16 protein-coding genes are annotated in these 22,006 nt (G+C 68.5%); 3 read left to right on the top strand and 13 right to left on the bottom strand.

Translation table 11 applies throughout. From position 1 onward, the window contains the following. Nucleotides 1-26: 26 nt before the first annotated feature. The 4 genes from AB0B85_RS20615 to AB0B85_RS20600 all read right to left on the bottom strand — a co-directional run bounded on the left by AB0B85_RS20615 (nucleotide 27) and on the right by AB0B85_RS20600 (nucleotide 6,487). Nucleotides 27-1,340 carry a hypothetical protein gene (locus tag AB0B85_RS20615; RefSeq protein ID WP_357409557.1) on the bottom strand — a complete coding sequence of 438 codons (1,314 nt, stop codon included), beginning with the start codon at nucleotides 1,338-1,340 and terminating at the stop codon, nucleotides 27-29. 60 nt (nucleotides 1,341-1,400) lie between these two features. Then, entirely contained in the window at nucleotides 1,401-2,579 is a 1,179-nt protein-coding gene (locus tag AB0B85_RS20610; RefSeq protein ID WP_357409555.1) for a hypothetical protein, read from the bottom strand. Beyond that, a complete protein-coding gene (gene pglX, locus AB0B85_RS20605; protein WP_357409553.1) occupies nucleotides 2,576-6,175 on the bottom strand; it encodes a BREX-2 system adenine-specific DNA-methyltransferase PglX in 3,600 nt (1,199 codons plus the stop codon). The genes AB0B85_RS20610 and pglX overlap by 4 nt, the downstream gene beginning before the upstream one ends. 72 nt (nucleotides 6,176-6,247) lie before the next feature. Next, on the bottom strand, nucleotides 6,248-6,487 hold the full coding sequence (locus AB0B85_RS20600) for a winged helix-turn-helix domain-containing protein (protein WP_357409552.1): 240 nt from the start codon (nucleotides 6,485-6,487) through the stop codon (nucleotides 6,248-6,250). 366 nt (nucleotides 6,488-6,853) lie between these two features. Between AB0B85_RS20600 and AB0B85_RS20595 the strand changes: the two genes are divergently transcribed. Next, complete coding sequence (locus AB0B85_RS20595) at nucleotides 6,854-7,093, top strand: DivIVA domain-containing protein (protein WP_357409550.1); 240 nt, start codon at nucleotides 6,854-6,856, stop codon at nucleotides 7,091-7,093. Further along, nucleotides 7,087-7,302 carry a hypothetical protein gene (locus tag AB0B85_RS20590; RefSeq protein ID WP_357409613.1) on the top strand — a complete coding sequence of 72 codons (216 nt, stop codon included), beginning with the start codon at nucleotides 7,087-7,089 and terminating at the stop codon, nucleotides 7,300-7,302. Before AB0B85_RS20595 ends, AB0B85_RS20590 begins: the two co-directional genes overlap by 7 nt. Nucleotides 7,303-7,411: 109 nt before the next feature. Here AB0B85_RS20590 and AB0B85_RS20585 read toward each other — a convergent pair whose 3' ends face one another. Then, nucleotides 7,412-8,302 (bottom strand): hypothetical protein, encoded by an 891-nt coding sequence (locus tag AB0B85_RS20585; protein ID WP_357409548.1) that lies wholly within the window; start codon nucleotides 8,300-8,302, stop codon nucleotides 7,412-7,414. A gap of 367 nt (nucleotides 8,303-8,669) precedes the next feature. Between AB0B85_RS20585 and AB0B85_RS20580 the strand changes: the two genes are divergently transcribed. Further along, a complete protein-coding gene (locus AB0B85_RS20580) occupies nucleotides 8,670-9,209 on the top strand; it encodes a hypothetical protein (RefSeq protein WP_357409546.1) in 540 nt (179 codons plus the stop codon). Between the two features lie 90 nt (nucleotides 9,210-9,299). Here the strand turns inward: AB0B85_RS20580 and AB0B85_RS20575 are convergent, their stop codons facing one another. The 8 genes from AB0B85_RS20575 to AB0B85_RS20540 form a co-directional block, all read right to left on the bottom strand. Then, nucleotides 9,300-9,869 carry a peroxidase gene (locus AB0B85_RS20575; RefSeq protein ID WP_357409544.1) on the bottom strand — a complete coding sequence of 190 codons (570 nt, stop codon included), beginning with the start codon at nucleotides 9,867-9,869 and terminating at the stop codon, nucleotides 9,300-9,302. Nucleotides 9,870-9,940: 71 nt separating this feature from the next. Further along, on the bottom strand, nucleotides 9,941-10,249 hold the full coding sequence (locus tag AB0B85_RS20570) for a DUF3024 domain-containing protein (protein ID WP_357409542.1): 309 nt from the start codon (nucleotides 10,247-10,249) through the stop codon (nucleotides 9,941-9,943). A 73-nt stretch (nucleotides 10,250-10,322) separates the two neighbouring features. Beyond that, nucleotides 10,323-14,747, bottom strand: coding sequence for a BREX system serine/threonine kinase PglW (gene pglW, locus AB0B85_RS20565; protein ID WP_357409540.1), 4,425 nt, complete (start codon nucleotides 14,745-14,747; stop codon nucleotides 10,323-10,325). A 567-nt stretch (nucleotides 14,748-15,314) separates the two neighbouring features. Further along, nucleotides 15,315-15,653 carry a hypothetical protein gene (locus AB0B85_RS20560; RefSeq protein WP_357409538.1) on the bottom strand — a complete coding sequence of 113 codons (339 nt, stop codon included), beginning with the start codon at nucleotides 15,651-15,653 and terminating at the stop codon, nucleotides 15,315-15,317. A 52-nt stretch (nucleotides 15,654-15,705) separates the two neighbouring features. Further along, a complete protein-coding gene (locus AB0B85_RS20555) occupies nucleotides 15,706-17,178 on the bottom strand; it encodes a hypothetical protein (RefSeq protein WP_357409536.1) in 1,473 nt (490 codons plus the stop codon). A gap of 163 nt (nucleotides 17,179-17,341) precedes the next feature. Beyond that, nucleotides 17,342-18,073: a restriction endonuclease gene (locus AB0B85_RS20550; RefSeq protein ID WP_357409534.1), complete on the bottom strand. Its 732-nt coding sequence runs from the start codon at nucleotides 18,071-18,073 to the stop codon at nucleotides 17,342-17,344. Between the two features lie 63 nt (nucleotides 18,074-18,136). Continuing rightward, nucleotides 18,137-21,232 (bottom strand): NACHT domain-containing protein, encoded by a 3,096-nt coding sequence (locus tag AB0B85_RS20545; RefSeq protein WP_357409532.1) that lies wholly within the window; start codon nucleotides 21,230-21,232, stop codon nucleotides 18,137-18,139. 97 nt (nucleotides 21,233-21,329) lie between these two features. After that, a complete protein-coding gene (locus tag AB0B85_RS20540) occupies nucleotides 21,330-21,980 on the bottom strand; it encodes a TMEM175 family protein (protein ID WP_357409530.1) in 651 nt (216 codons plus the stop codon). Between the last annotated feature and the right edge of the window lie 26 nt (nucleotides 21,981-22,006).

Raw genomic sequence — 22,006 nt, 5'->3', positions numbered from 1 at the left:
CGAGAGGGCGACTCGTTCGCCTCCGGTCAGGCGGCGACGGCAGGGAACACCACGAGCGATCCGTCGGTGCCTCGTTCGATCTCAATCGCCACGTCAGCCTGTTGGCTCCCGACGGCGAGCCCATCACCCCAGGCTCGCAGGCGATACGCGGCCTTGAGCAGCTCGTCGACCTCGCCCTGCGTGAACATGATGTTTCGGATACCGCTGTGACGCTTCAACTCCACCGACGACAGCCGAAGCAGAACCGAGTTGATGCCTGACTCCAACTCGTCGATGCGGCGCTCATCCTCCTGCAAGCTCACAATGAAGCTCTTGAATGGGTTGTCCGCACCCGCCAGCTGGGCATGCTCCACCGCTTGGAGCACGAGCACCCGGCGTTTGAGCGCGATGGCGAGTCGCGCCAGTTCCAGGTGGGCCCGGAACGCACCGCCTTCTTCGTTGATGCCTGGGAACGCCTTCGTCAACACGCCCAGCTCCATCGGGCCGTCGGGTAGCGCCGCAAGCGCCTGTTGCCACTTGGTGAGCCGACGTTTGGTTCCCTCGACCGCTGTGTTGATCGCGTACGACGAGGAATCCAACCCCAATGACAGGCCGACGCGGCCCTGGTCCAGAAGGACCGACGTCGCCTTGTCGATGGCGTCACGGCAACCGTCCAACGCGTTGCGTTCCCTCTCCAGGCTGTCTTCGTGCAACTGCTCCAGGAGGTCGGTGATTCGCTCGATAGCCTGCTGACGTTGGTGATCGGCGTAGGCGCTGACGCCGACCGCGACGGCCATCAACACGAGTGGCGCGGCCACCGTCAACGCTCCGGCACCGGCCGCTGCCACACCTGCGGTCGCGGCTGAGCCGGTCGCAGCCCCGGCAACAGCGGTCTTGCCGGCAACGGGCACAAAGGTGGCCTGAGCCGCGATGCCGGTGGAGTTGACCAGTGCGCTGTGAACGCCTCCCGCGGTTGCCCTCGATGCCATGGGTTTGACGAGCCCTTTACCGACCTGCGCGGCGACCTTCGCTGGCACCACCATGCGGTAGAGCACCTCACCTGAGGTGGCGACATTCACCGTCGAGGGCGCTGAGTTCGCGGTCTGAGTGACGAGGTGCGACAGCTGCTGCGCGAGCGGACTGGTCGCGTGCAGTGGAATCCCGCTGGTCCGGTCACGTCTGACCGATATCGGGTGCGCTTCCAGCGTGGCGATGGGGGCGCCTGCGAGTGTCGCCAGGACCGTTCTCAGCTCGGCTAGTCGGGCCGGCGTCATGCCATCCGCACCGAGCACGTCGGGCACACTCACCGCCTCCGTGGCGAGCGTCCACACCGGCACCTGCGTCGTGTCAACAGTGGTCACGTCTTGTTCCCTCCCCGAACTGACAACACCATCGCCGCAGTAGCGACACCGACGCAATCCTCAGGGCGCGGATCGCAGCCCGGTCGTCCAGTCCGCTATGCCCTCACCGTGGATCAGGACGACCTGGTTCTCAGCGCAGATGTCGAACCAGGCCTGGTCCGTGTATCTCGACACGACCAGCACAGGCGTCGCAACGACTCCCCGCGTCGCCAGACGGTGGCGGTATTCGAGGACCTGACCGAGGCCCAACCGCAGCTGCTCTACCTCGTTGCCCCCGACCACGCTCTTCACCTCGGCGATGAACTGTCGCCCATCGGCATCCCGCCACGCCAGGTCCACCGGTACGTCGTGCAGTCCCGCACCAGCCCGTATGCCCGCGGCGTCGAGGTGGTCGATCAACGCCCGGCACAGCCGATCGTGCTCATTCACCCCGGCCCGGTAGGCGTCCGCATCGAACGACCGCTGCGCCGGCAGGTCGACCGGCGCAGCCGACCCGGCGTACTCCCGGTCGAAGCCCCGCCCCCGTGCAACATCGGCGGGCGCCGCGCCGGAGATCAGGGCCTCGGCGGCCCGCCAGGCACGGCCGGCTACCTCGGGTCGATACCGGCTCTCGAACGAGAATGGGCCGGCAGCCACCCAGGCGTTGAGCATTCGGGCGGCGGCCATCACCGGTGGCTGCCGGAGCAGCCAGAGCGCCGTGTCGATGTCGGGGCAGGTGAACAGCAGCTTGTCCTTGGCGAGGGTCTTCGTTCGGTCCTCCCCCACGTCGATGCCGCGCCGTCCCCACTCCTCCAGGTCCGCCGTACCGGCGTCCATAGCCAGGCCGATCGGTGCCGCAGCCACCCGCAGCCACACCTCCTCGCCCGACTCGTACACGCCGAGGGTTTCCAGCACCCCGACGGTCAGCCGCAGCAGCGGGCCGTGGCCGTCGCTCACCCGCGACAGCAGCCAGTGCGTGCCGGCAGTCGGTGCCGCCTCGGGCACCGCCATCCGGGCCACCCATCCGGCCAAGGCCCATGCGGCGCGCTGCGGCTCGTCCAGCCCATCGGCCCAGTCAGTGTCGAAGGCAGCCGGCGGCGGCTCCAGCGGTGCCGGCTCCGGGTCGGCGAACACCCATGCCGCGAGGTCGGCCGGCTCGGTGAGCTGCCACAGGCGGGAACGGCGGGCCGCCAGGATCCCGGTCAGCTCCTCGACGTCGTCCGCCGACCACAAACCGATCGTCACCGACTCGGTCGTCATGCCTTGGCCTTGCGTCCGCGGGTGGCGTTCGCCGGTCGCCACGAGGTCAGTGCCTCGTCCGTGAGGTGCAGTCGGTTGGTGGTCTCGGCGAGGAAGCCGTCGTAGATGTCCGCTGGCGAGGCGCCCCACTCCGGGTCGAACTCGCCGTGCCACTGGCGTACCCAGGGAAGGATCTCGCGCAGCCCCGCGACCAGCGGCAACAGCCGGTCGGCGGCCCAGCCGTCCTCCTGCTCGCGGGCCACGATCAGGGTGGCCAGGGCCTGGGCCTGCTCGCGGTGGTCCCAGCCGGCCCAGCCGACCAGCAGCGACGGGTCACCGTCGCGGCTGGCACCGGGGTACGAGACGAACCGCTCCTTGGGTACGTCGAGCTTGCCCCGATGCTTCCAGAAGCTGCTCTTGAGGAAGTCCGCCGAGGTGTACTTCGGCGGCACCGGGATGCCCTTGCGGAACTCCCGCTTCGCCGCCTCGTCGGGCAGCGCGTCCTCCTGCCGTTGCAGGTCCCACACCTGCTCCCAGTCGGCGCGCTTGACCAGACCGGTGTCCTTGTAGCGCAGCGCGGCCAGGTGCGGCACATGCTCGTCGGCGACCAGGCCGGCGACCACCTTGCCGAGATCCTGACCGGGCGCGTAGAGATTGGCGACGGTGAGCACGTCGTCGTCGCGGCGCAACTCGTCGGCGAGCTGCGCGGTGGTCAGCGGGCGTGGCTGTTCGAGGCCGTCGACGTGCTGGTGCCACAACTCCCGCGCCTCACACCGGTCCAACAGCCAGTCGCGCAGCGCCTTCTGCTGCATGACATCCCAGCCCTCGCTGGCCCAGCGCCGCTTGCACTCCGGCCGCTCGATCAGCCCGATGTTGCGATTGCCCTCGATGACGGCGATCCGCCGCTCCACGACCGCCCGGTACTCGTCCGACCAGTGCTCCGGCAAGCCGATGCAGGTTTCGAAGCTGTGGCTCGGGTGCTTGAACCAAGCTGTCTCGACTCTCCCGGCCCTCACGTTGCGGGCGAGCAGGATCTCGAACGCCCGCTCCCCAGCCCTAAGCTCCGGCACCGAGCCGGCCGGCGCGATCAACTCCTCGTCCAGCAGCCCGTAGAGCGAGTAGACCTGCCAGTCCAACTCCTCCTGCAACGCGATCATCTGCGCCCGGATGGAGTGCCACTCGTCGCGGGCGGCGACCAGCCGCTCGCGGTTAGGAACTCCGGAGGCCGCGACCGCCGCCGGGATCACCCTGGCCAGCCGCTGCGCCAGCCCCTCGATCTCTCGGCTCAAGTCGACGGGGTACGCCGAAGGGAGCGGAAAATCTTGTAGCTTCGTGGCAGTGAATTCGTAGAAGGAGTACCAAGGCTCTGGGCTCCACCGGTTGCCACCGCCGCTTGAATTGTCCGCGCCGGTCTTCGCGTGGCTTACTTGCTTCAGCCAGAAGCAAGCAGTTGAGCTGTTTAACAGCCCAAGCAGCCTGAGGTGTTCATCTTCGGAAGCACCTTCTTGCAACTTGATGACCGGAGCAGACCGATTGAAGACTCGGCCACCCCTATCCAATACGAAATGGTTATGTGTTGCAACAAAAGCGAACGCGATCGAGAGCGGCGTCCGCAACTTTTCCCGATACAGCTCGCCGAATTCATACCATGCCAGGGATGGGATATTTTCAATGAGGGTGCCGAACCGCTTTCGGCGCTGAAGCACGCGACGATTGCTCCACAAATGTTGACAGATCTTTGGCAGCTCCGCCGATGCTCGTACACGGTGGTGCTGGTCATATGGCCACACCGTCACCGTCTCGGAGTCTGCCCCATAATCACGTACTACATCGCCTGTTACCATGGGTCGGAATTCCTCAAAATCGTTGCGCATTACTTGAGGCACGAAGAAGGCGTCGTCCTCACCGGTAATGGCAACGACACCACTCAACGAAGCAACCGATCCCAGAGCAACTTTTTTCGCGTCGTTAAGACCATCCATCAAGCGATCCGCGCCACCGCCTGTCAGGCTCCAAGGGAAGGTGGCCAAGTTCCTACGAGGGATGTCGGCGACGCTCACCCACTGACTCTCAGAGCCAGGCCGTTCTATCTGGTCTACGATCGCCCGCCAGACCGCACCCTCACTCGGATTCGCAACGGCGCCGGGCTCACCTCGAATACCCATAACGGCACGGATCGTGCCAGGACGATTCAAGTTGGTGTTGCGACCGATTAGGATGACCGTGGGCGTGCCATGACCTGGGATATATGCGCCCGAGGCGTCGATGACGCATGTAAGGCTTACTTGAGTGGCGAACAACTTCTCGATCATTTTCTTGCCAAACTCGCGTTTCATGAACGAGTTAGCGGTGATCTGGCCGACATGCCCAGCGCCGTCGCCGTTTAGGTCGGCGGTCTTGGCGAGATTGAAGAACCGCTGCGCGAACGGCACTGAGAGGGCGTACTTGCCGGAGCAGGTGTCATACATATCGCGGTAAGCCTCGTTCAGGCCCTTGTCCTTGACCGTGACGTACGGCGGGTTTCCAATGACGACGTGATACTGACCAACGCCAAGGATCCCCCGGTGTTCCTTAATGTCCTCCGTTGCGTAGGCGAATTCGACCATCGATTCGCCGTCGACGTCCGTCCCGGGAAGGGTGTCTTGCCTGGACTTGATGAGAGAGTCTCCGACTGCGAGATGCAGGGGAAAGGCGTGCCCAGCTGCACCGGAAAAGGTCTTGAAGTCAGCCGCCCGGAGAGCAGCAACCAACAGACGGAAGCGGGCGATGGCGACCGCGAAGGGGTTGATGTCGACGCCGTGGACGGCGTCGAGGGCGAGGCGCACCCTCTCGTGGGGGTCGCGGTTGTGGGCGTGCTGCTCCCACTCCTTTAGAAGGCGGTGGAAGGCACCGAGGACGAAGTGGCCGGAGCCGCAGGTGGGGTCGATTGTCTTGACCACGTCGTGGCCGAACTCATCGATCGCCGGGGTGAGCGTCAGGTCGAGGATGAACTCTTGGACGAAGTCCGGGGTCTGGAGCAGAGCGTAGGTCTTGCGGGCGGCCTCGGAGAGGTCCTGGTAGAGGTCGCCGAGGAAGCGGGTGTCCCACTCTGGGTCGGCGAAGTCGTGGGCCAGGCCGCCGGTCTCGCCGCGACGGCGCCAGAAGGCGATGAGGTTCTTTGCCTCGTCGTGGGAGAGCGGGATCTGGTAGAGCGGGTTGTGCCGCTTGTCGAAGAGTGACTCACCGGCCTGAGTGCTGGCTATAGCGTCGAAGCCCTGGCGCAGCCAGTGACGCAACGTCTTGTTGGGTTGGTCGCGGAAGAACTGCGCTTCGGCCTCCTCGGCCAGCACGAGACGGTCCCCCGGGCCAGCCAGGTAGGGGTCGGGCAGCAGCCCGTTGTCCTCACAGAAGCGTACGAAGACGGTGCCGAGCACCCAGGCGACGGCGGCCTGGGTGACACGCTCATCTCGCCAGGCTGTCCAGGTGGCGGCGGTGCGTCCAACCTTGAAGGCGTGGTCGTACTCGCCACGCAGGCGGAGGCGCACCTCCTCGACCGACTCTGCCTGCTCACGCAGGTCCTTTTCCAGGTTCTTGACCTGCTTCTGCAGGTCGGACAAGAGCAGTTTCCGGTCGATCACGCGCCGACTCTAGTCGTCCCGTCGACGGGACGGGGGTACCCAAAAGGCTCGGATAGCTAGCCGGGCCGCTACCTACGGCTCCCGCATCCAGGTCTTCGGGTCGGTCACGAAGACACCCTTGCCCTGCTGCCGCCGGATCACCCGCAGCGCTTCGAGTCGGACGTACGCCAACTGCACAGTCCCATAGCTGACGTCGTAGTCGGCGCGCGTCTCGGCGACCGACGGCAACCGCTCGCCGGGCTTCAACTTCCCCGACCTCACGTCCGCCATCACGTCATCGGCGATGCGTAGATATCCAGCTGATTCGGGCATGTCACTCCTCGCGTGGCAACCCGAATTCGATCACAGCTCGAATGCCTTAACAATGTTCTTTGACTTCCCTGTGTTCCCTAGTTATGTTGGGCGAGGTCGATCCTCGCGTGGCAACGAGTTCGGCTCATCCCCTGGTCGGGGCGGGTGCGTGTGCCCGTCCCGACCCACCGGACTGCTCTGCTGTCGTACCGCCGAATGGGGCTGCGTCAGCGGAGCGGGCGGGTCGCCCGCGGCCCCCGCGCGGACGGCCCGCCCTTCCAGACCCACCACACGGACCTTCTGCGCTTCCCCCTGCCCTCAGAAAGGATCGCCGTGGCTCAGGTGTATCGAGGTGGCCGTCCCTACCCCGCCGGATACCCGGGCCGGTTGACGCCGCACGAGGTGCGGACCCGCGAGTTCGCCGCGTGCCGGCGCGGCGTCGACCCCGATGAGGTACGCGAGTTCCAGGCCCGGGTCAGCGACGAGTTGGCCATGCTCAACGAGACGGTACGGCTGCTCAGCCAGGAGAACGACCGGATCAAGCGGGCGCTGCGCGACTGGCAGACCATGCACGCGCGGGATTGCTCGTCTGCTCAGGAGCACGGCCGCAACACCGGCCGCTGGTGACCGCGCGCCCGTCCCCCGGCGACCTGCTCGTCATCGACGGCCGAGCCTCGGTGCAGTTCTCCGGAGATCGCTCCCTGACCTTCCGCGTCGTCTCCGTGTCCGACCAGCCGACGTACCACGGCTGGGTCTGGTTGACCGGCTACGTCATCAACCGCCGAGGCAACGCGACCACCAAGCGCGAAATCTTTGTTCAACTCGCCGGCCTCTGACCCGCAACGACGCCCGCCTCGCCATCTCGGGGCGGCCGAAGTCTTCGGCCGCGGGCCCGCTCACTGAGCCATACGACCCCATCAATTCCCTTGATGCCACCGGAGGGCGTCACAGCGCAGGCTCAGGGCCCTTGCGCTGCCACCACGCCGTGAAGAGGGTGACCACCTGCGCCTTGACGTCCTCCGCAACGAGTCCGTGGGCGTCACCCATGAGCGGCACGACAGCGTGCTGGTAGACATCCCGGTGCCGTTCGACCGAAGGGCAGGCGAACACGGCCAGCATCCGAAGGACGCGCACGGTGTCGGCACCCAGGAGGGGAAAGTGGGCTTCGAGCAGCCGCGTCAGAGCCGCCCACACCTTGTCGACGACGATGTCGACGACCGCGTCCTTCACCATCTCGGAGATGCGGGACGTGAAGTGATTCGACAACGCCTTCTTGACGGCCTGCTTGGCCGCGTCAGTGAAAAGGCCGATGACCTTGTTGATTTTCTCGATCAACTGGATCAGTGCCATGAGCAGTCTGCACCAGCCGTGACTGGCCAGACCCTTCTTGACCTCCCGGGCGGTTGCCTCGTTCTGAACGAGGCTGTCGATGTCGCGCGATATCTCGTCCCAGGGGTCCACCATGAGCGCATCGGCGAGGATGTTCATCCGCCCGTTGTCGAACGACAGCGCCACCCTGTCGCCGATCTGGAAGTCACGTTCAAGCCTGCCCTCTGCCTTGGGACGCGGGTCCGTGGCCCACAGGTGCTCAACGATGCCCAGACGGGCAAGATCGAGGGACGCCTGACGGTTTCTCGCGTTGGACCTCAGCTCTCCGGCGCGGCCCTTCTGGATGTCGCCGTTGAGCGTGCGTCGCCGCTCGTCGCGTACGGCCGGGCGCTCGACGGCCAGCGTCGCCCACCCATCCCAGCCGTGTAGCGAGCCACCACAGCCGGAGCACTTGCAGCCCGGATTTTGAGCATTCGCGCAATTCGCTCGATGCGTGTTCACAGCCATCCGCAGTCCGCCGATCGGCTCGCCGTCGCTTGGGGTGAAGCATCGGTAACTTTAAGTACCTGACCGGTCGCTGCCAATCGGTCCTGCCGCTGAAGATCAGGCATTTTGCCGCTCCAGCGAGCTTGCTTGCCTGCCAGGTGCGCGCGCACCTTGCCCACATCATTGATGGTGTCGGATTTCCGATGGACGCGATCGAAACGATCTGCAGTCAGGACGGCCGGACGAACTGGCCATGCTCAACGAGACGTGCGGCTCCTAACTCGGGAGAATGACCGGCTCAGCTACGCTGCCAACCCGAGGTCGTCATGACCGAAAGTTGGCGACGTGTCACTGGTCAAGCCAGTGCGCAGCGCGAAGAATCGACCTCGTGACCGAGAAGTTGCACCAGTTGGCGGCATTGCTGCAGGCTCGGGACGACCTGGACGCCAGGATCGCGGCGCTCACCGGGCGGTCAGCCCGCCCAGGTGACATCGGCGAGTTCATCGCCGCGCAGGTGTTCGACATCGAGCTGGCGGGTACGGCGGTCCAGGCCGGCTACGACGGTGTCTTCCGGTCCGGTCCGCTCGCCGGTCGGACCGTCAACGTCAAGACCTACGGCGACGTGTTCACCGGAATCGACATCAGCCCACACCCCTGCGACGTCTACCTGATCTTCAGCGGTCCGACACGACCGCTCGGCGCAGTGCGGCACCACCGGTGGCAGATTGCCGCGGCGTACCTCTTCGACACGCCCCGCCTGCTCGAGACGTTGGTCAGTCGGGGCGTCAAGGTCGGCATCGCGACGAGCATTCGCCGGGCAGACCTCGACGGGGCTCGGATCTTCCCCGGCACCAACGGAACACCCCTGCTGCGCCTGACGCCCGAACAAACAGCCCTGCTGAACCTGTTCGGCGGACACGTCAGGTGATCCGTCGCGCATGGCGTCGCGAGAGACGAACGCCAGCTCCGCGCTCCCCGGTGACGCTCGGACAGCCGGTCGCTGCGTTATTCGCTAGGTCTAACCGCCGAAGCTCAGCGCCTGGCGCAGATCCACGTCCAGGCTCTCGTTGTACTGCGGATCGGGCTCAGCCCCGGCCGCGCTGAGGACGGTACTGAAGAAGCATCTGGCGCCAACGGCGAGGATCACGTGGAAGATGTCCGTGTCATCGAGACCGTGACCGCGCAGGTCCGCGACGTCGGCCTCGGTGACGGAGGTCGCATCGGTCGCGACCTTACCGGCGAAGTGAACGACTGCGACCTCCTGCGCCGAGAGACCGGCGCTGCCGTGGTCTGACGCGATGGCGGCGACGGTCGGCGCGTCGAAGAACTTGTCGCGTAGGACCTTTCCATGAGCCAGGCCGCAGTAGGAGGACTTCAGGGCCCGGGCTGCGGCGAGGGTCACCAACTCATAGCGGCGCAGCTCCATCTCGTCCTTCACCGCACCGTTGAGCTGCTGCCATGCCAGGTACACCGCCGGGCTGTGGGCGAACAACCTGGTGTAGTTGGGCAGGTAGCCCATCGCCTTCGTGTCGCTGTCGAACATCCGCTCGGTGTCCGGGGACTGCTCTGCCTGCCGCAGGAAACTCATCCGACTCCTCCCATAGGTGGACCCGGACGGTACGCCGTTGGGGCTGCGAACGCTGTCGGGAAATCGAGCGGTCAGCCCCAGAAGATCGCTGTCGGGTCCCGATCGAGTTCGTCGAGGAGTTCCCCCACGTTGGTTGTCGGCGGGACCAGGTCGTACCGACGGAACCGAAGGGTGCGCTCCCGGTAGTACAACGTCCAGGTGCCAGTGGTCCTGGTGTACTCGAGGCGCGCGACGGGAAGACGAGTCCACTCCGACCCCAACTCGGCCCGCCACGGGGCCCGACACTCGACGATCGTCAGGTGACGGGCCGCCTCCTCACACTCGATGCGTACCTGGTCACGGACCCGCTCGGGGACCCGCTGATCGCACCACCGGCGCACACGAGCCGTATCCGCTGCCGGTAACCCTTGAGGTGCCGCCACTGGGACCTCCCGCCACTCAAACGACAACTGGTCAGGAGGCTGCCACCGTGCTGCGGTGGGCGTTGACGACCCAGGCGTCCGGCAACGCGATCCACTCGTTGTCACCCACCCGCACCACTGCACCGTCCAGCTTGGGCAGCAGCGCCGGATCCTCCATCGGGCAAAGCAGCCAGACATCCCCCGCACCGCCGCGCGCCGCATCAGCCAGCTCGTGCAGCCGCTCCATCGCCCGGTACCGCGCCAGCACCGCCGCGTCGTGCAGCAACACCGGACCATCCGCGGCAGACAGCGAGGAACGCAGCGACGGCACGGTCAGCTGCCACGCCTGCTCGACGTACTCCCCCAGCTTGATCGCCGCCCGCGACCCCTCCTCGGCGACGTCCGCGCTGAGCACGGTCTCCCACGTCGGCTTCGGGCGGGCGTCGACCAGGGCGTGCAGGTGGTCCAGGAAGCGGGCCGCCACGTTGACCGGTCGGGCCTCGAAGCGCCGAGCCAGTTCCTCCCGGGCCAGGTGATAACGGTTGAGGCGTACCGTCAGCGCCCGGAACCCACCTGCGGACCGCGCCCCGGCAAGCCGCTCCTCGGCGCGCATCGCGGCCGCGAGCTCGGGCGACTCCGCCGTCCACCGGCTCGGCGCGGCCGTCACCGACGGACGCCGCTGAACGATCGACACCGAGGACGAGGCCGCACGCGGTGGCGGCGAGACGTAGCGGTCCCGGTCCCAGCGCAGCTCGAAGCCCGCCTCGGCGAGCAGCCGGTCCAGTTTGGGGTGACCCGGCAGCGGGTCCAGCTCCGGGAAGCGCGCGGTGACCCGGTCCGCGACGTGCGTCGGGGTCAGCCCACGCCGACCGTCGGAAGGGACCGTCGGCGGCACCACGCCAGCCTGAGCCAACCGCAGAGCCCGCACCGGTTCGAGGTCGCGCGGGTAGAGCTCCAACCGCGCGGTGGCGGCGGCCCGCTCCGAGGCTACCGCGGCGAGCAACACCCGTCGCCGTTCGTCGAACGCGTCGGCCGCGCCGCCGGGCGCGGTCACCGCCGCGAGGGTACGCAGCACTGTCGCCGGGCTGGGCAGCACCTCACTGGCGGCGAGTTTGTCGGCGGCCTTGCCGAGCGCGTCGGCGTAGTCGAGCAGCGCTGGCGCGGCCGGAGTGTCCGGCGCGTCGTCGTCGCTGACCTCGAGCGCCACCAGCAGCCGGTCGCCGCGAGGGTGGGGCTTGCCGTCGATGTCGGCGCGCGAGTGCCGGCGCAGCAGCAGGCGCGGCTCGTCGGCGAGCGCGTCGACCTCCACGGCGGCGCGCACCGCCGCGACGGCCACGGCGAGACGCAGCGAGTCTCCGGTGCGCACCGAGCCACGGCTGCTCAGCAGCGCCGCGGCCAGCTCGGCGACGCCCATCACCCGGCCGCCGTCCTGCAACAGCTCGACGATCTGGGTACGCACGCTGCCGACCACCGGGATGTCGTGCCAGCGTTTGCGCTGCTTACCGAGGATCTGCGCGACCCGGCCGGCGGTGACGCCCAGCGCGCTGGCGACCTGCGGCTGCTGCGGCCAGAGCTGCAAGGCTGGCAGCTCCCCCGACTCGTCAGGCAGGTGCAGCAGCAGCCGGGTGGCCTCGATCTCGGTGGCGTTGCGGCCGTTCTTGGCGGGAATGAGCAGCGTGGCGATGGCGTCCAGGCCGACGCGTACCAGATCGGCGTCGCCGTGGCCCGCGGTGGTCTCGGTGGCCGCCTCCTCGCTGGCCGCCTTGCGGGCGGCGGGCGTGGTGGGCAGCGTTTCCCGCTCGCCAAGCCGCTGGCGCCACTCCTTGACCCGGCGTTGCAGCTCCTGGCGGGTCTTTGCACCCAGACCGGGCAGGTGTGCGAGCTTGTTCGCGACCGTGAGCAGCTCGGCGACGGTGGTGGCCTCCAGGCGGTGCGCGGCCGAGACCGCCCTGGGGGTGAGACCTGCGGCCTCCAGCGTGGTGGCCCGGGTGGCCTTGTCGGCGGCCTCGTCGCGGGCCGCTGCGGCGACCTGCTCGTCCGGCTCGTCAACGTCTGGGTGTTCGCTGCCGACCGGGGTGCTCGCGTCGGAGCGGCGGAAGACGTCCTGCCAGGCGTCGCGCAGGTCCTTCAGCGACGCGTGACGCTGCCGGTGGTCACGGTGCAGCGCGCGCTGGAAGAACTCCACGAGCCCATCGCGGATGGCCGGGTCGAACGCCTCGGCGGCCAGCACCGGCGGGCCGTCGGTGAGCTGCGGTTCGGTGCCACCGTCGCCCCAGACCGGCAGCTCCCCGGATGCCATCTCGTGCAGGGTGACCGCGAGCGCGTACCACTCGGCGTGTTTGTCATAGACGGGGCGGTTGGCCGCGCCCAGGAACGGGTCCAGGTAGCGGGGAGTACCGGCGCTGATCTCCTTGACCGAGACGCCCGCGAGGGAGAAGTCGAACAGCACCAGTTGCCGGGTGCGATTGGGCCGGATCCGGATGGCGATGTTGTCCGGCTTGATGTCGCGGTGGTAGACGCCCTCGCCCTCCAGATAGTCGAGGGCGCCAAACAGGTAGTCGCTGTACGTCTCCAGCTCGTCGACGGTGAGCCGGCCGTCGTCGCGCAACTTTCGGGCCAGGGTGTGGTCGCCGGCGTGCTCCAGGACCACGACGGTGCGGTTGCCCAGCTGTAACGGCTCGGGTCGCGCCAACCGGATCACCCGGGAGTCGGTGAGCGGGCCCAGCACCCGGGCCTCGTGGGCCAGTCGGGCGCCCTTCTCGTCGGACAGCCCGACCTTGAGCACCTCTTCCCGGCGGGTGCGCTCGTTGAAGCCAAGGAACGCCCGGCAGGTCGAGCCGGTACCGAGGCGGCGGACGATCTTCCACTCGCCGACCCGGTCCCCGCCGCGCGCTTCCAGCGGATCGGCCTGCTCGGGTTCCGGATCCTCCGGGTGCACGGAAGCGGGGAGTGGGGTGGTCAACTCGTCCTCGACGCCTTGAAGCATCTCGACGAAGTCGGCAACGGTGGTAAGCCGCTGAGCAGGAACCGGTGCGGTGGCGGCCTGGATCAGCTCGTCGGCGAACTCACTGATGCCGTCGGCGACAGCGGCAGCCCGCAGACCGTTGTCGCGGGCCAACCGGGCGAGCAGTTCGGGACGTTTCGCGGCCGGCGGTTGACCGGTCAGGATCAGATACGCCAGCGCGCCGAGACCGAAGACGTCCATCGCGACCGCATCGGGTGTCGGCGCGGTCAACTCGGGTGCGAGGTACGCCTCCGCGGACCGCTCGATGTGCGCCGCCGCGTGCGAGGAGAGGGTCACCGGATCGCCGCTGCTGCCCCCGGCGCTGTCCGCGCCTCGGGTCGCCGCCTGCCAGTCGCTGATCTTCAGTTGCGGTGTGAGCCAGGCTTCGTCCTCGCTGCCACCGCGCCGCGTCCGACCGGGGTTGACCAGGATGCTGCGGGCGGACAGTGCCCGGTGGTGCAGACGCCGCCGATGCGAGTACGCCACCGTTTCGGCGAGCTGGCGAATCATCGCGAGCCGACTCAGCGCGTCCAGGCGGTCGCCGTACTGGGCCATGTAGTGGTCCAGTCGCACCGAGCGGGGGTCGTACCGGAAGATCAGTGCCGGGCCGGCCTCGTGCGACTCCATCGAGTCAACCTGCACGATCCCAGGGTGGTTGATGCCGTGCAGGGCGAGCATCTCCCGCTTGGCGGCACGCTCGATACTGGCCCGCTCGGTCTGTACGGCATTGCGCTCGACCAGGTAGATCCGCACCCGACGGCGCTCGCGATCCAGCTCGCGGTGCCGCGCCTGGTGGTCCTGCCAGGTGGGGCCGACATCAAACGGACGAGGTTCCAGCTCCCAGGCGCCGACCTGGTAGTGCCGCCGACTACGGGCGATGCCCACCGCGTCGAGCAGGTCGGGCAGTGCCGCAGACATCTCCTTGGTGACCCGCTGCCGTTCGTCCTGTGGTGGTCGCCGCAGCAGCGAGCTGATCGGTGGTAGCGGCCCGGGTTCATGACTCGCAGCCGGCTCCGGGCCAAAGATGCCGTGCAGGTGGTGCTCGGACAGCTCCACCCGCAGGCCAGGCTTGGACAGGAACACCGCCGCCTGCACAAAGGGGATCCTGACCTGCTGACCCTTACGTCGCGAGGCGGCTACCTGGAGTAGCGACTTGAGTTTCTTCGCCTTGCCGTCGGCCAGGTGCAGCGGGTTGTCGAAGGTACGGGTGCCGTTCGGGCCCTGGAGGATCCAGTTGGAGCCGCTGGACTTGAGCCGTCCGTTGAGGCCCTTGATCTCGATGAGGTAGAGGCCGCCGGGGGCGGCAACCAACAGGTCGACCTCGTAGGGATGCCCGGTCTGGGCAGTGAACGTGAAGTTTGACCAGGCACGGTAGGGCTCGCTGTCCGGCAGCAGCGCCTGGACGTGCGCCAGCGCCTCCCGCTCGTGCGCGAACTGCGACGGCGTGATCGTCGTCCACCGGCCCTCCTGCATTCCAGAGATCCTAGGGCGAGGTGGTTGACGAGGGCGGCCCGCCACCCGCTTCGAAGCGTTCCAGGTCCAACCTTCCGTCACGGTCCACCTGCTGGCGGTGCTGCGTGCCGACCGTTTCCGTTCTCGGAGGCATCAGGAGTCGGTGCCATTCCCTCTGTTTTTGAGGATGTCGTCGAGAAGCTTGATGGTCTCTGCCGCTTCGTGCGCTTCCAGGGGCTGCCCGACTCGGCCGCTACGGCGCAGCGCTTCCTCGATCTAGTGAAGAAGCCAGGTGCTCGGCGTTCGACCGCTCGTCCTTGAGGACGAATTCGTCGAGGACGTTGGCGAGGGTCCTGATCGGTGAGGCGGAGGGCTGAGGTTCGAGCCACCTGCATTTCGAAGATGAAGACGTGGCCACGAGCTGGCACGGTGACCGGCCCTGGGTGGCGGTGGCGTCCGGTGAGGTCGGGTGCCGGCGGTTGGTCCCAATATTCGAACGTCATTCGGAAACAGCGGTCAGCATCGGTCCGCGAATGCCAACCAACCCGGGTTCGCCGGCGACAGGTGCCAGCTCAATGTCCACCTCCCTCAAAGGCTGTTGACGGCCTGGGAGACGCGCAGCACGGCATCGGCGACGGCGGTCACCGTGCCGGCACCTGCCAGCAGCGCCGGTAGCAGGCTGCGGATGCCCTCCACGTTGGGCCGCGGCTCGGCGGCGTACGCCGCAGCCGTGCTTGCCAGTTGGGTCAGCCGTTCGGCCTCGCGAACCTCCGTCCGGTGCTTCGCGATCTCGTCGACCATTGCGGCGACGAGACCGGCGAGATCCGAGCCTCGACTGAAGTCGTTGCTCCGGTTGTGCACCTGCGCGTGGTCACCGAAGACGTTCGCCTCACCGGTGATGTCGCCGCCGAAGTTGAACTGACTCACTGACTCCTACTTCCTGGTCGCCGACCGGCCGGAGCCGCGGGCCACCAACCGATCAGGCCGCCTGGTCATCGCGATCGAAATTCGACACCCGTCCGTGGTTCCCGAAGATGTTGCCCCGGCCGGACACCTCCCCGATGTTGGTGATGTTGTTGATGATCCGCTGCTTTCCGGCGGCTATCTCGGACGTGTCGATCCCCTTGTCGGTCAGGAACGCGACCAGACAGTCGATCACTCCTCGCTGCATCCGTAACAGACAGTCACGCACATCCGCGATCTCGAAGTAGCTCTCGATGCTCGTGGTCGCGGCGAGCTCTCGCGCGCTGAAGGGCGCCCCGTAGTCGTAGCGTCGGCCCTCCTGGAGCGCCTCGTAGTGATGTTGCGTCCGATTCTCGTGCGCCTCGGCCAGATCGATGCCCCGGTCCGAGCGCCGGAACAGCTCGGCGACGTAGGTGCGCCACGCCGCGATGGTCAGTGCCCAGGTGGTCGAACGGCCATGAATAGGGCTGAGATCCTCCCCGAACAGACCGTAGAACCCGGTGGCGGGCGCGGAGTCGCGAAGGACGGGCGGCAGGACGAAGGCGGCGAACTCGCAGGACAGAATGCCCTGTTCGAGGGTGTAGCGGGCGAAGAGCGTGACGACGATCTGGCTACCCACGAGGCTCTTCGCCAGACACACGTACGTCCTGGCCTGCTCCCCCGGCGCGTCGCTGCCCAGATCCACCCAGGAGGTGTCCAGCCGGCACGGCGGGCGTACCTCGTCGGGATGGAACAGCCCCTCGCAGTCCGGCAGCACGTCCCCCCGCACGTAGATCCGTTTGGTGACCTCGATGTCGCTCAGCCCGAGCCGTGACCCGGCGAGCCGGATCAGATCGTCGTGCAGTTCTCGGATGGAGAAGGTCGCAGGTGGTCGCGTACCGTCTCGATTCTTTTCTCGACTGCGGCTGACGTCGATGGGTGGCAGTGCCCAGCGGCCGATCTCGGTGCCGCTGCCGACGAACGGGCTGTCCGCGTCAACCTCGAAGACGATCATGTTGGCGTCCTGCAGGGCGGCGAGTCCTTCCTCCAGGTCGGAGTCGAGCTCTGGCGCCTGGGTGGCCAGCGGCTTCTCCTCCGCCATGGTGTCGATCGCCGCCGCGCGGGTCTGCTGAAGACTGAGGAAGGTGGTGCGCCACCCGACTCCGCAGGCCACGACGATGAGCGGCAGCGCGAGCAGCGCCGTGACCACTCCGTCGCGCCAGAGGAGGAGGACGCCGAGCGCGACCAGGATGAGCAACGAATATCGCGTCAGCGCGACCGCGCCGTACAGCTCCCGCCACCGAGTGTCGGCCGCCCGGGCGTGCCGCACCAGCGCAACCGCGTCCACCCCGAACGGGGGGCACCACGCTTTCGGGTTGTCGATGCTGTAGTGCAGCAACACCTGCGCCGCCAACGGCGGGTGCAGGTGCATGGCACAGCACATCTGTCGACTGGCCAGGTCGTTCGGCACCGAGGGCAGCACCGAACCCCCGCCGGCTCGGCCGCTCACCGTGCCGGCAGCGTCTGTCGCACTGACACTTCTGGGAACCGACGGTGCCATGCCGGGACAGTAGTTACCGCGCCCGCAATCCGCTGTCCATGATCTTTCAGTGCCGGAAGCCGCGTCAGAAGGATGGCTGCCAGCGCCGGGCAAGCTCCGACTGTGACCCGCATCAGCGCGGCACTACCGCCCCGAGCGCCGCCACCGGCGGGCTCCCCGTCCAGGCCCACCTCGCCAGCGCCTCCCGGTCGACGAGCGTGAGGTTGAGCTGTCGGGCCATCCGGATGCCGTCGCCCGCGGTGAAGTAGCTGTTCGTCACGAGCAGGCAGATCTCGCCGCCGTGGATGTCCCGGCAGGTGCCGGCGAACCGCTGGATCGCGGCACTGCCCACCCGGTTGCCGACGCTCTGCCGCTTGCACTGCACCACGACGCGGCGGCCGTCGGGGGCGCTCGCCAACACGTCAGCTCCCCGGTCGCCCGAGCCGCCGCACACCGTCACGTTCCGAAACCCGGACGCCATCAGGATCCGGGCGAACCACTGCTCGAACTCCGGGCCACTCATGGTGTCGGTGACCGTGATCAACCTGTCCCGCTGGGCCTGCTCTACCCGTTCGCGGGCGCGCTGCCGCGACACGAGCAGTCCCACGGTGATCGCCCCGGCGACGATGAGGAGCACCAGGAACGCGGACCAGTAGGGGTGCCGCCGCACGACGTCGACGACCATGCCGAGGAGCACGAAGCCGATGACGGGGGCCAGCACCAGAAGCCAGCCGTTGGCCGGGCTGCCGCCACCGGAGAGGCGGCGGACCGTCGACCTTCGTCGAACGCGCCCGGAGCGCCGCCTGCGGTAGTGCGCCCGAACCCGCGCGCCGTTCCTCCTGGTGTGCGCTCTGACGAACGGCACGAGTCTCCTCCCCGGTCACGGAAATCCCAGTGTCGCGTCCCGGTTCAACAGTCGGTGTCCTCGTCAGCCGCCGTGCCACATGGGTGCGCTTCGGTGCAGCGTCAGTTCGAGGATGTCGGGTTCGGCGAGGACGGCTCCCAGCCGGCGCGACGCCACGACGGCGAGCGGACCCAGCGTCTGGTGCTCGATGAGCGCGTGGCACAGCTGGAGTCCCAGCTCGGCCAGCTCGCGTCGGCCGCACCTGCGACCGCCCGGGTGCGCACGGCGATCGGCCACCGCGGCCCGGATGCGGTTGTGCAGTTCGGCGCGTTCGTCGGTGTGCTGTCGCATCACCTCGACCGACCAACGCCAGCTTTCAACGAGCAGCAGCAGGTCGACCCGGTCGGGTGGCTGGTCGGCGAGCAGCAGCTCCTGGTGGCAGACGAACAGGGCGAGCGAGAGGAGGTTGTCGTCGACCAGCAGCGCGGCCAGCAGGCCCGCGCCGACGGGTACCGGTTCGCCGAGATCCTGGCCGACGTCGAGGAGCAGTTGGTCCAGACGGGCCTGCGCCGCGGCGGTGTCGCCGCTGAGGTGGTGCAGGACGGCCAGGAACTCCTCGATTCCCGGTGCCAGCCGGCCGGGCCCGGCGTCCGCTTCTGCCCGCCCGTGGTCGGCGGTCGCCGCGTCGCGTAGCTCCTCGGCCGCGCGGAGCAGCTGGGCCAGCGGGGCGCCGGCCGCGACCAGTCGGCTGACGCGGTGCCGCAGCACCGCCAGGGGTGTCGGCTCGGCCGGAGGTGGGATGAGGGCCAGCAGACTCGCCAGCTCGGTCCACTGCCCCGCCGCCGCGCCGGTCAGCAGGGCCCGGCGCAGTGCCGCCACCGTCAGGTCGTCGCCGTGCCCGATGTTCGCGGCTCGCACCCGGGTGACGTCGCCGAACACCCCGAGCGCCTCCGGCCAGTAGCCGGCCTGGGCGAGTTCGACGCCGAACTCCTCGCGTAGTCGGCTGCCCCGTCGCGCGCTCACCGACCCGCCGGCGAGTCGGCTCTGCAGACGGGCGTGCCGGAACCGGTAGGCTCCCGCGCCGTCGCGCAACAGGCCGACGGCCTCGGCGTACGCCAGAAAGGCGAGCAGCCGGTGCGGGGTGCGACCCCGGACGGCGAGGGCGGCACGGGTGAGCGCGAAGCGCATCCAGGCCCCACCGCCGCTTCGGAGCAGCCACCAGCCCAGCCCGAACCCGATACCGGCGTAGCTCAGCTCGGGCAGTGGCGGGACGGCCGACACCACCCCGGTCAGACGCAGGGCCGCGACGATGACGAGCAGCCGGACGACGCCGGTGGCGGCAGCGGCCAGCGCGGAGGCGACGCCGGCGGCCCGGTCGGCCCGGACGGTCTCGACCACGCTCGTCGCCTCCAACTCGGAGGCGGGCGCGGCGACATCCACCCGAAGTCCGGCCCGGACGGCCGCGTACGTCGTACCCAACAGCGCGAGCACCAGGGCGGCGCGGGCTGGATCGGACCACGGGGGTACCCCGGGCAGTCGGTCGAGCAGCGCGACCAGCTGCGGGGTGGGTGGGTAGGCCGTGAGGAAGGCGAGCGTGACACCGGCGATCGAGAGACCGACGAACAGCGCGCCGGGCAGCCCGTCGCGAAACGCCCGCACCCCGCCGACGAACGCCACCCGGCGGGGTCGTTCCCGACCGACCTGGCCCGAGCCTCGGATCAGCGCCACGACGAAGGCCAGCACGAACGCCGTCACAGTGAGGGCGCCGGTCTCCCGGACCAGCCTGTCGAGGACGTCCCTGGTCGGTGGGTGGGTGACAAGCGTCGCGGTCGTGGTGAGGGCGTCCGCGGCGAGCGTCAGCGTCAGCCACACCGCCGCCGCGGTCCGCACTCCGGCGGCGAGTGCCCAGAAGGGGCCGGGCTGGGCGGCGCCCAACTGCCACCAGCGGAACTCGCGCACGTCGAGCGACTCCAGGTGCGCGGCGAGGAAGGCCAGGTAGCGCCGGGCGGTGGCGGGTTCCCAGCGGCGCAGGCCCTGCGCGCCCCGACGCGAGCGCAGCGCGGCGTCCACGGCACGGGTCAGCAGGTCGTCCTCGACCGAGCGTTGGCCCCGCTCGCGTGCCAACGGCAGGAGGTCGCGCGGATCGGTGCCGGGTTGGTCGAAGGCGCTACGGGCCATCGCCACCATCAGCGGCGTGCTCAGCGCGGCGGTCAGCTGGGGGGCGGCGGTCAGCCCGGTCGCCACAGTGGTCCAGTTGTCCACCTGGTGCAGCGGCGCCGAGTCGACCAGGTAGTCGGCCACCTCGGCGGACGCGGATGGTTCGAGCATGACCACGGCGGTGCCGCGCAGCTTCTCGCCCTGGCTCAGGTATCGCTCGTAGACGGTGGTCCGGCAGGTGAGCACGAATCGTTGGGTCGGTAGCGCGTTGAGTTCGTCGAGGCAGGCGAGCAGTCGATCCTCGGGCACCTCGTCCAGTCCGTCGAGGACCGGCACGACCAGGTCGGTCTCGACGAGGTCACGCAGCACGGCGTCGCGGCGCGGATGGTCGGCGGCGAGCTGCGGGTAGCGCCGGGCGATCCGGTCGACCAGCCAGTCGTGGAAGGTCTCCCGGTCCGGGTCCCAGGAGTCGGCCGGCACCAGCACCGGCACGGGGGTGTCCGGGTCACGGAGTCGCGGCAGCTCCCGGGCCATCCGCAGCGCGAGGACCGACTTTCCGGAGCCGGCCGGGCCCAACAGCAGCAGCCGCCCGGAGGGCACCTTCCGGTAGCAGCTCCACAGTGTTCCGGCGCCGCCGCTGAGGTCCATCGGGGCGGCGTCGCTCGATCGGCCGATCGAGCGCCAGGAGGGCAGGAACCGCGCGGGCGCGGTGCGCCAGCGCACCGGCAGCGGATACGGCTCGTCGACGGTGCGCAGCAGCGCGTCGTCGGTCGGGTCGCGACGGATGAGTTCCACAAGTTCGTCGGCGGCGGCGCGCCGATGTGCAGCGGTCTCGGCGAAACCTGTCGTCCCGGGCCGGAAGACCTGGTCCAGCAGGACGTAGACGGCGATGACGCCGGCGACGACGCCCCAGCTCCAGTTGACCTTCTCGAAGTCGTACCGCAGCCACACCCAGGCGGTGCCGCCCACCGCCAGTGCGGCCACGGCCGTCAGCGATCCCCATTTCCATCCGCGACGACGCACCGCACGATTGTGGTCGAGCCGCGCTCGTCAGCACACCCCCCGCCGCCGGACGCCGGCACACCTCGACGCGGCACCGGGCGCACGGCCAGCGGCGGGGCTATGCGGCCTGGTCGGTGGCCGGGGCGTGCTCGCCGTACTCGCCCCGGATGGGCAGGTAGTAGGCGGGCAGGAAGCCGGCGATGATGGCGACTCCCGCGATCGGTACGAACGCGCCGGCGATGATGCCGGAGCCGATCCAGAGCAGCGCGAGCGCGAACCGGCGGCCGATGGTCCGGACGCCGAAGGCCCCGAGGGTGGCGGCCAGCAGGGCGGCGTGGCGCAGGTAGCGCCAGATGATGTTGAACAGGGCCGCTGCCATCCACAGTGTGCCGCCGTAGACGAGGACAGCGGTCCGCAGCCCCTGCTCCGCGCGCAGCGCCCCGGCGAGCAGCGACGTGGAGAACGGCAGGAACGCGATGACCATCAGCAGCACCGTGTTGAGGAACAGGACGCCCCGGTCGACGTGTCGGACGTAGTCGAACATGACGTGGTGGTTGACCCACACCTGCCCGATGAGCAGGAAGCTCAGCGCGTACGCCAGGTACGACGACCAGAGCGTGCCGAGGCCACGGAGGAGGTGCCCGAAGTCCGGTGGCGGTTGGATCTCCAGCACGAGCAGCGTCACGGCGATGGCGAAGACTCCGTCGCTGAAGGACACCAGCCGGCCCGGTTGACGGGTCAGTGGTGGCGCGACGCCCTGGGCATTCACCCTCTCATAATGCTCTATGCCCCGCT

The sequence above is a fragment of the Micromonospora sp. NPDC049044 genome (genome assembly GCF_040649215.1).
Classification (GTDB): Bacteria; Actinomycetota; Actinomycetes; order Mycobacteriales; family Micromonosporaceae; genus Micromonospora.
The sequence above is the reverse complement of the archived record's forward strand: the minus strand, read 5'-3'. Positions and strand labels throughout refer to the sequence as shown.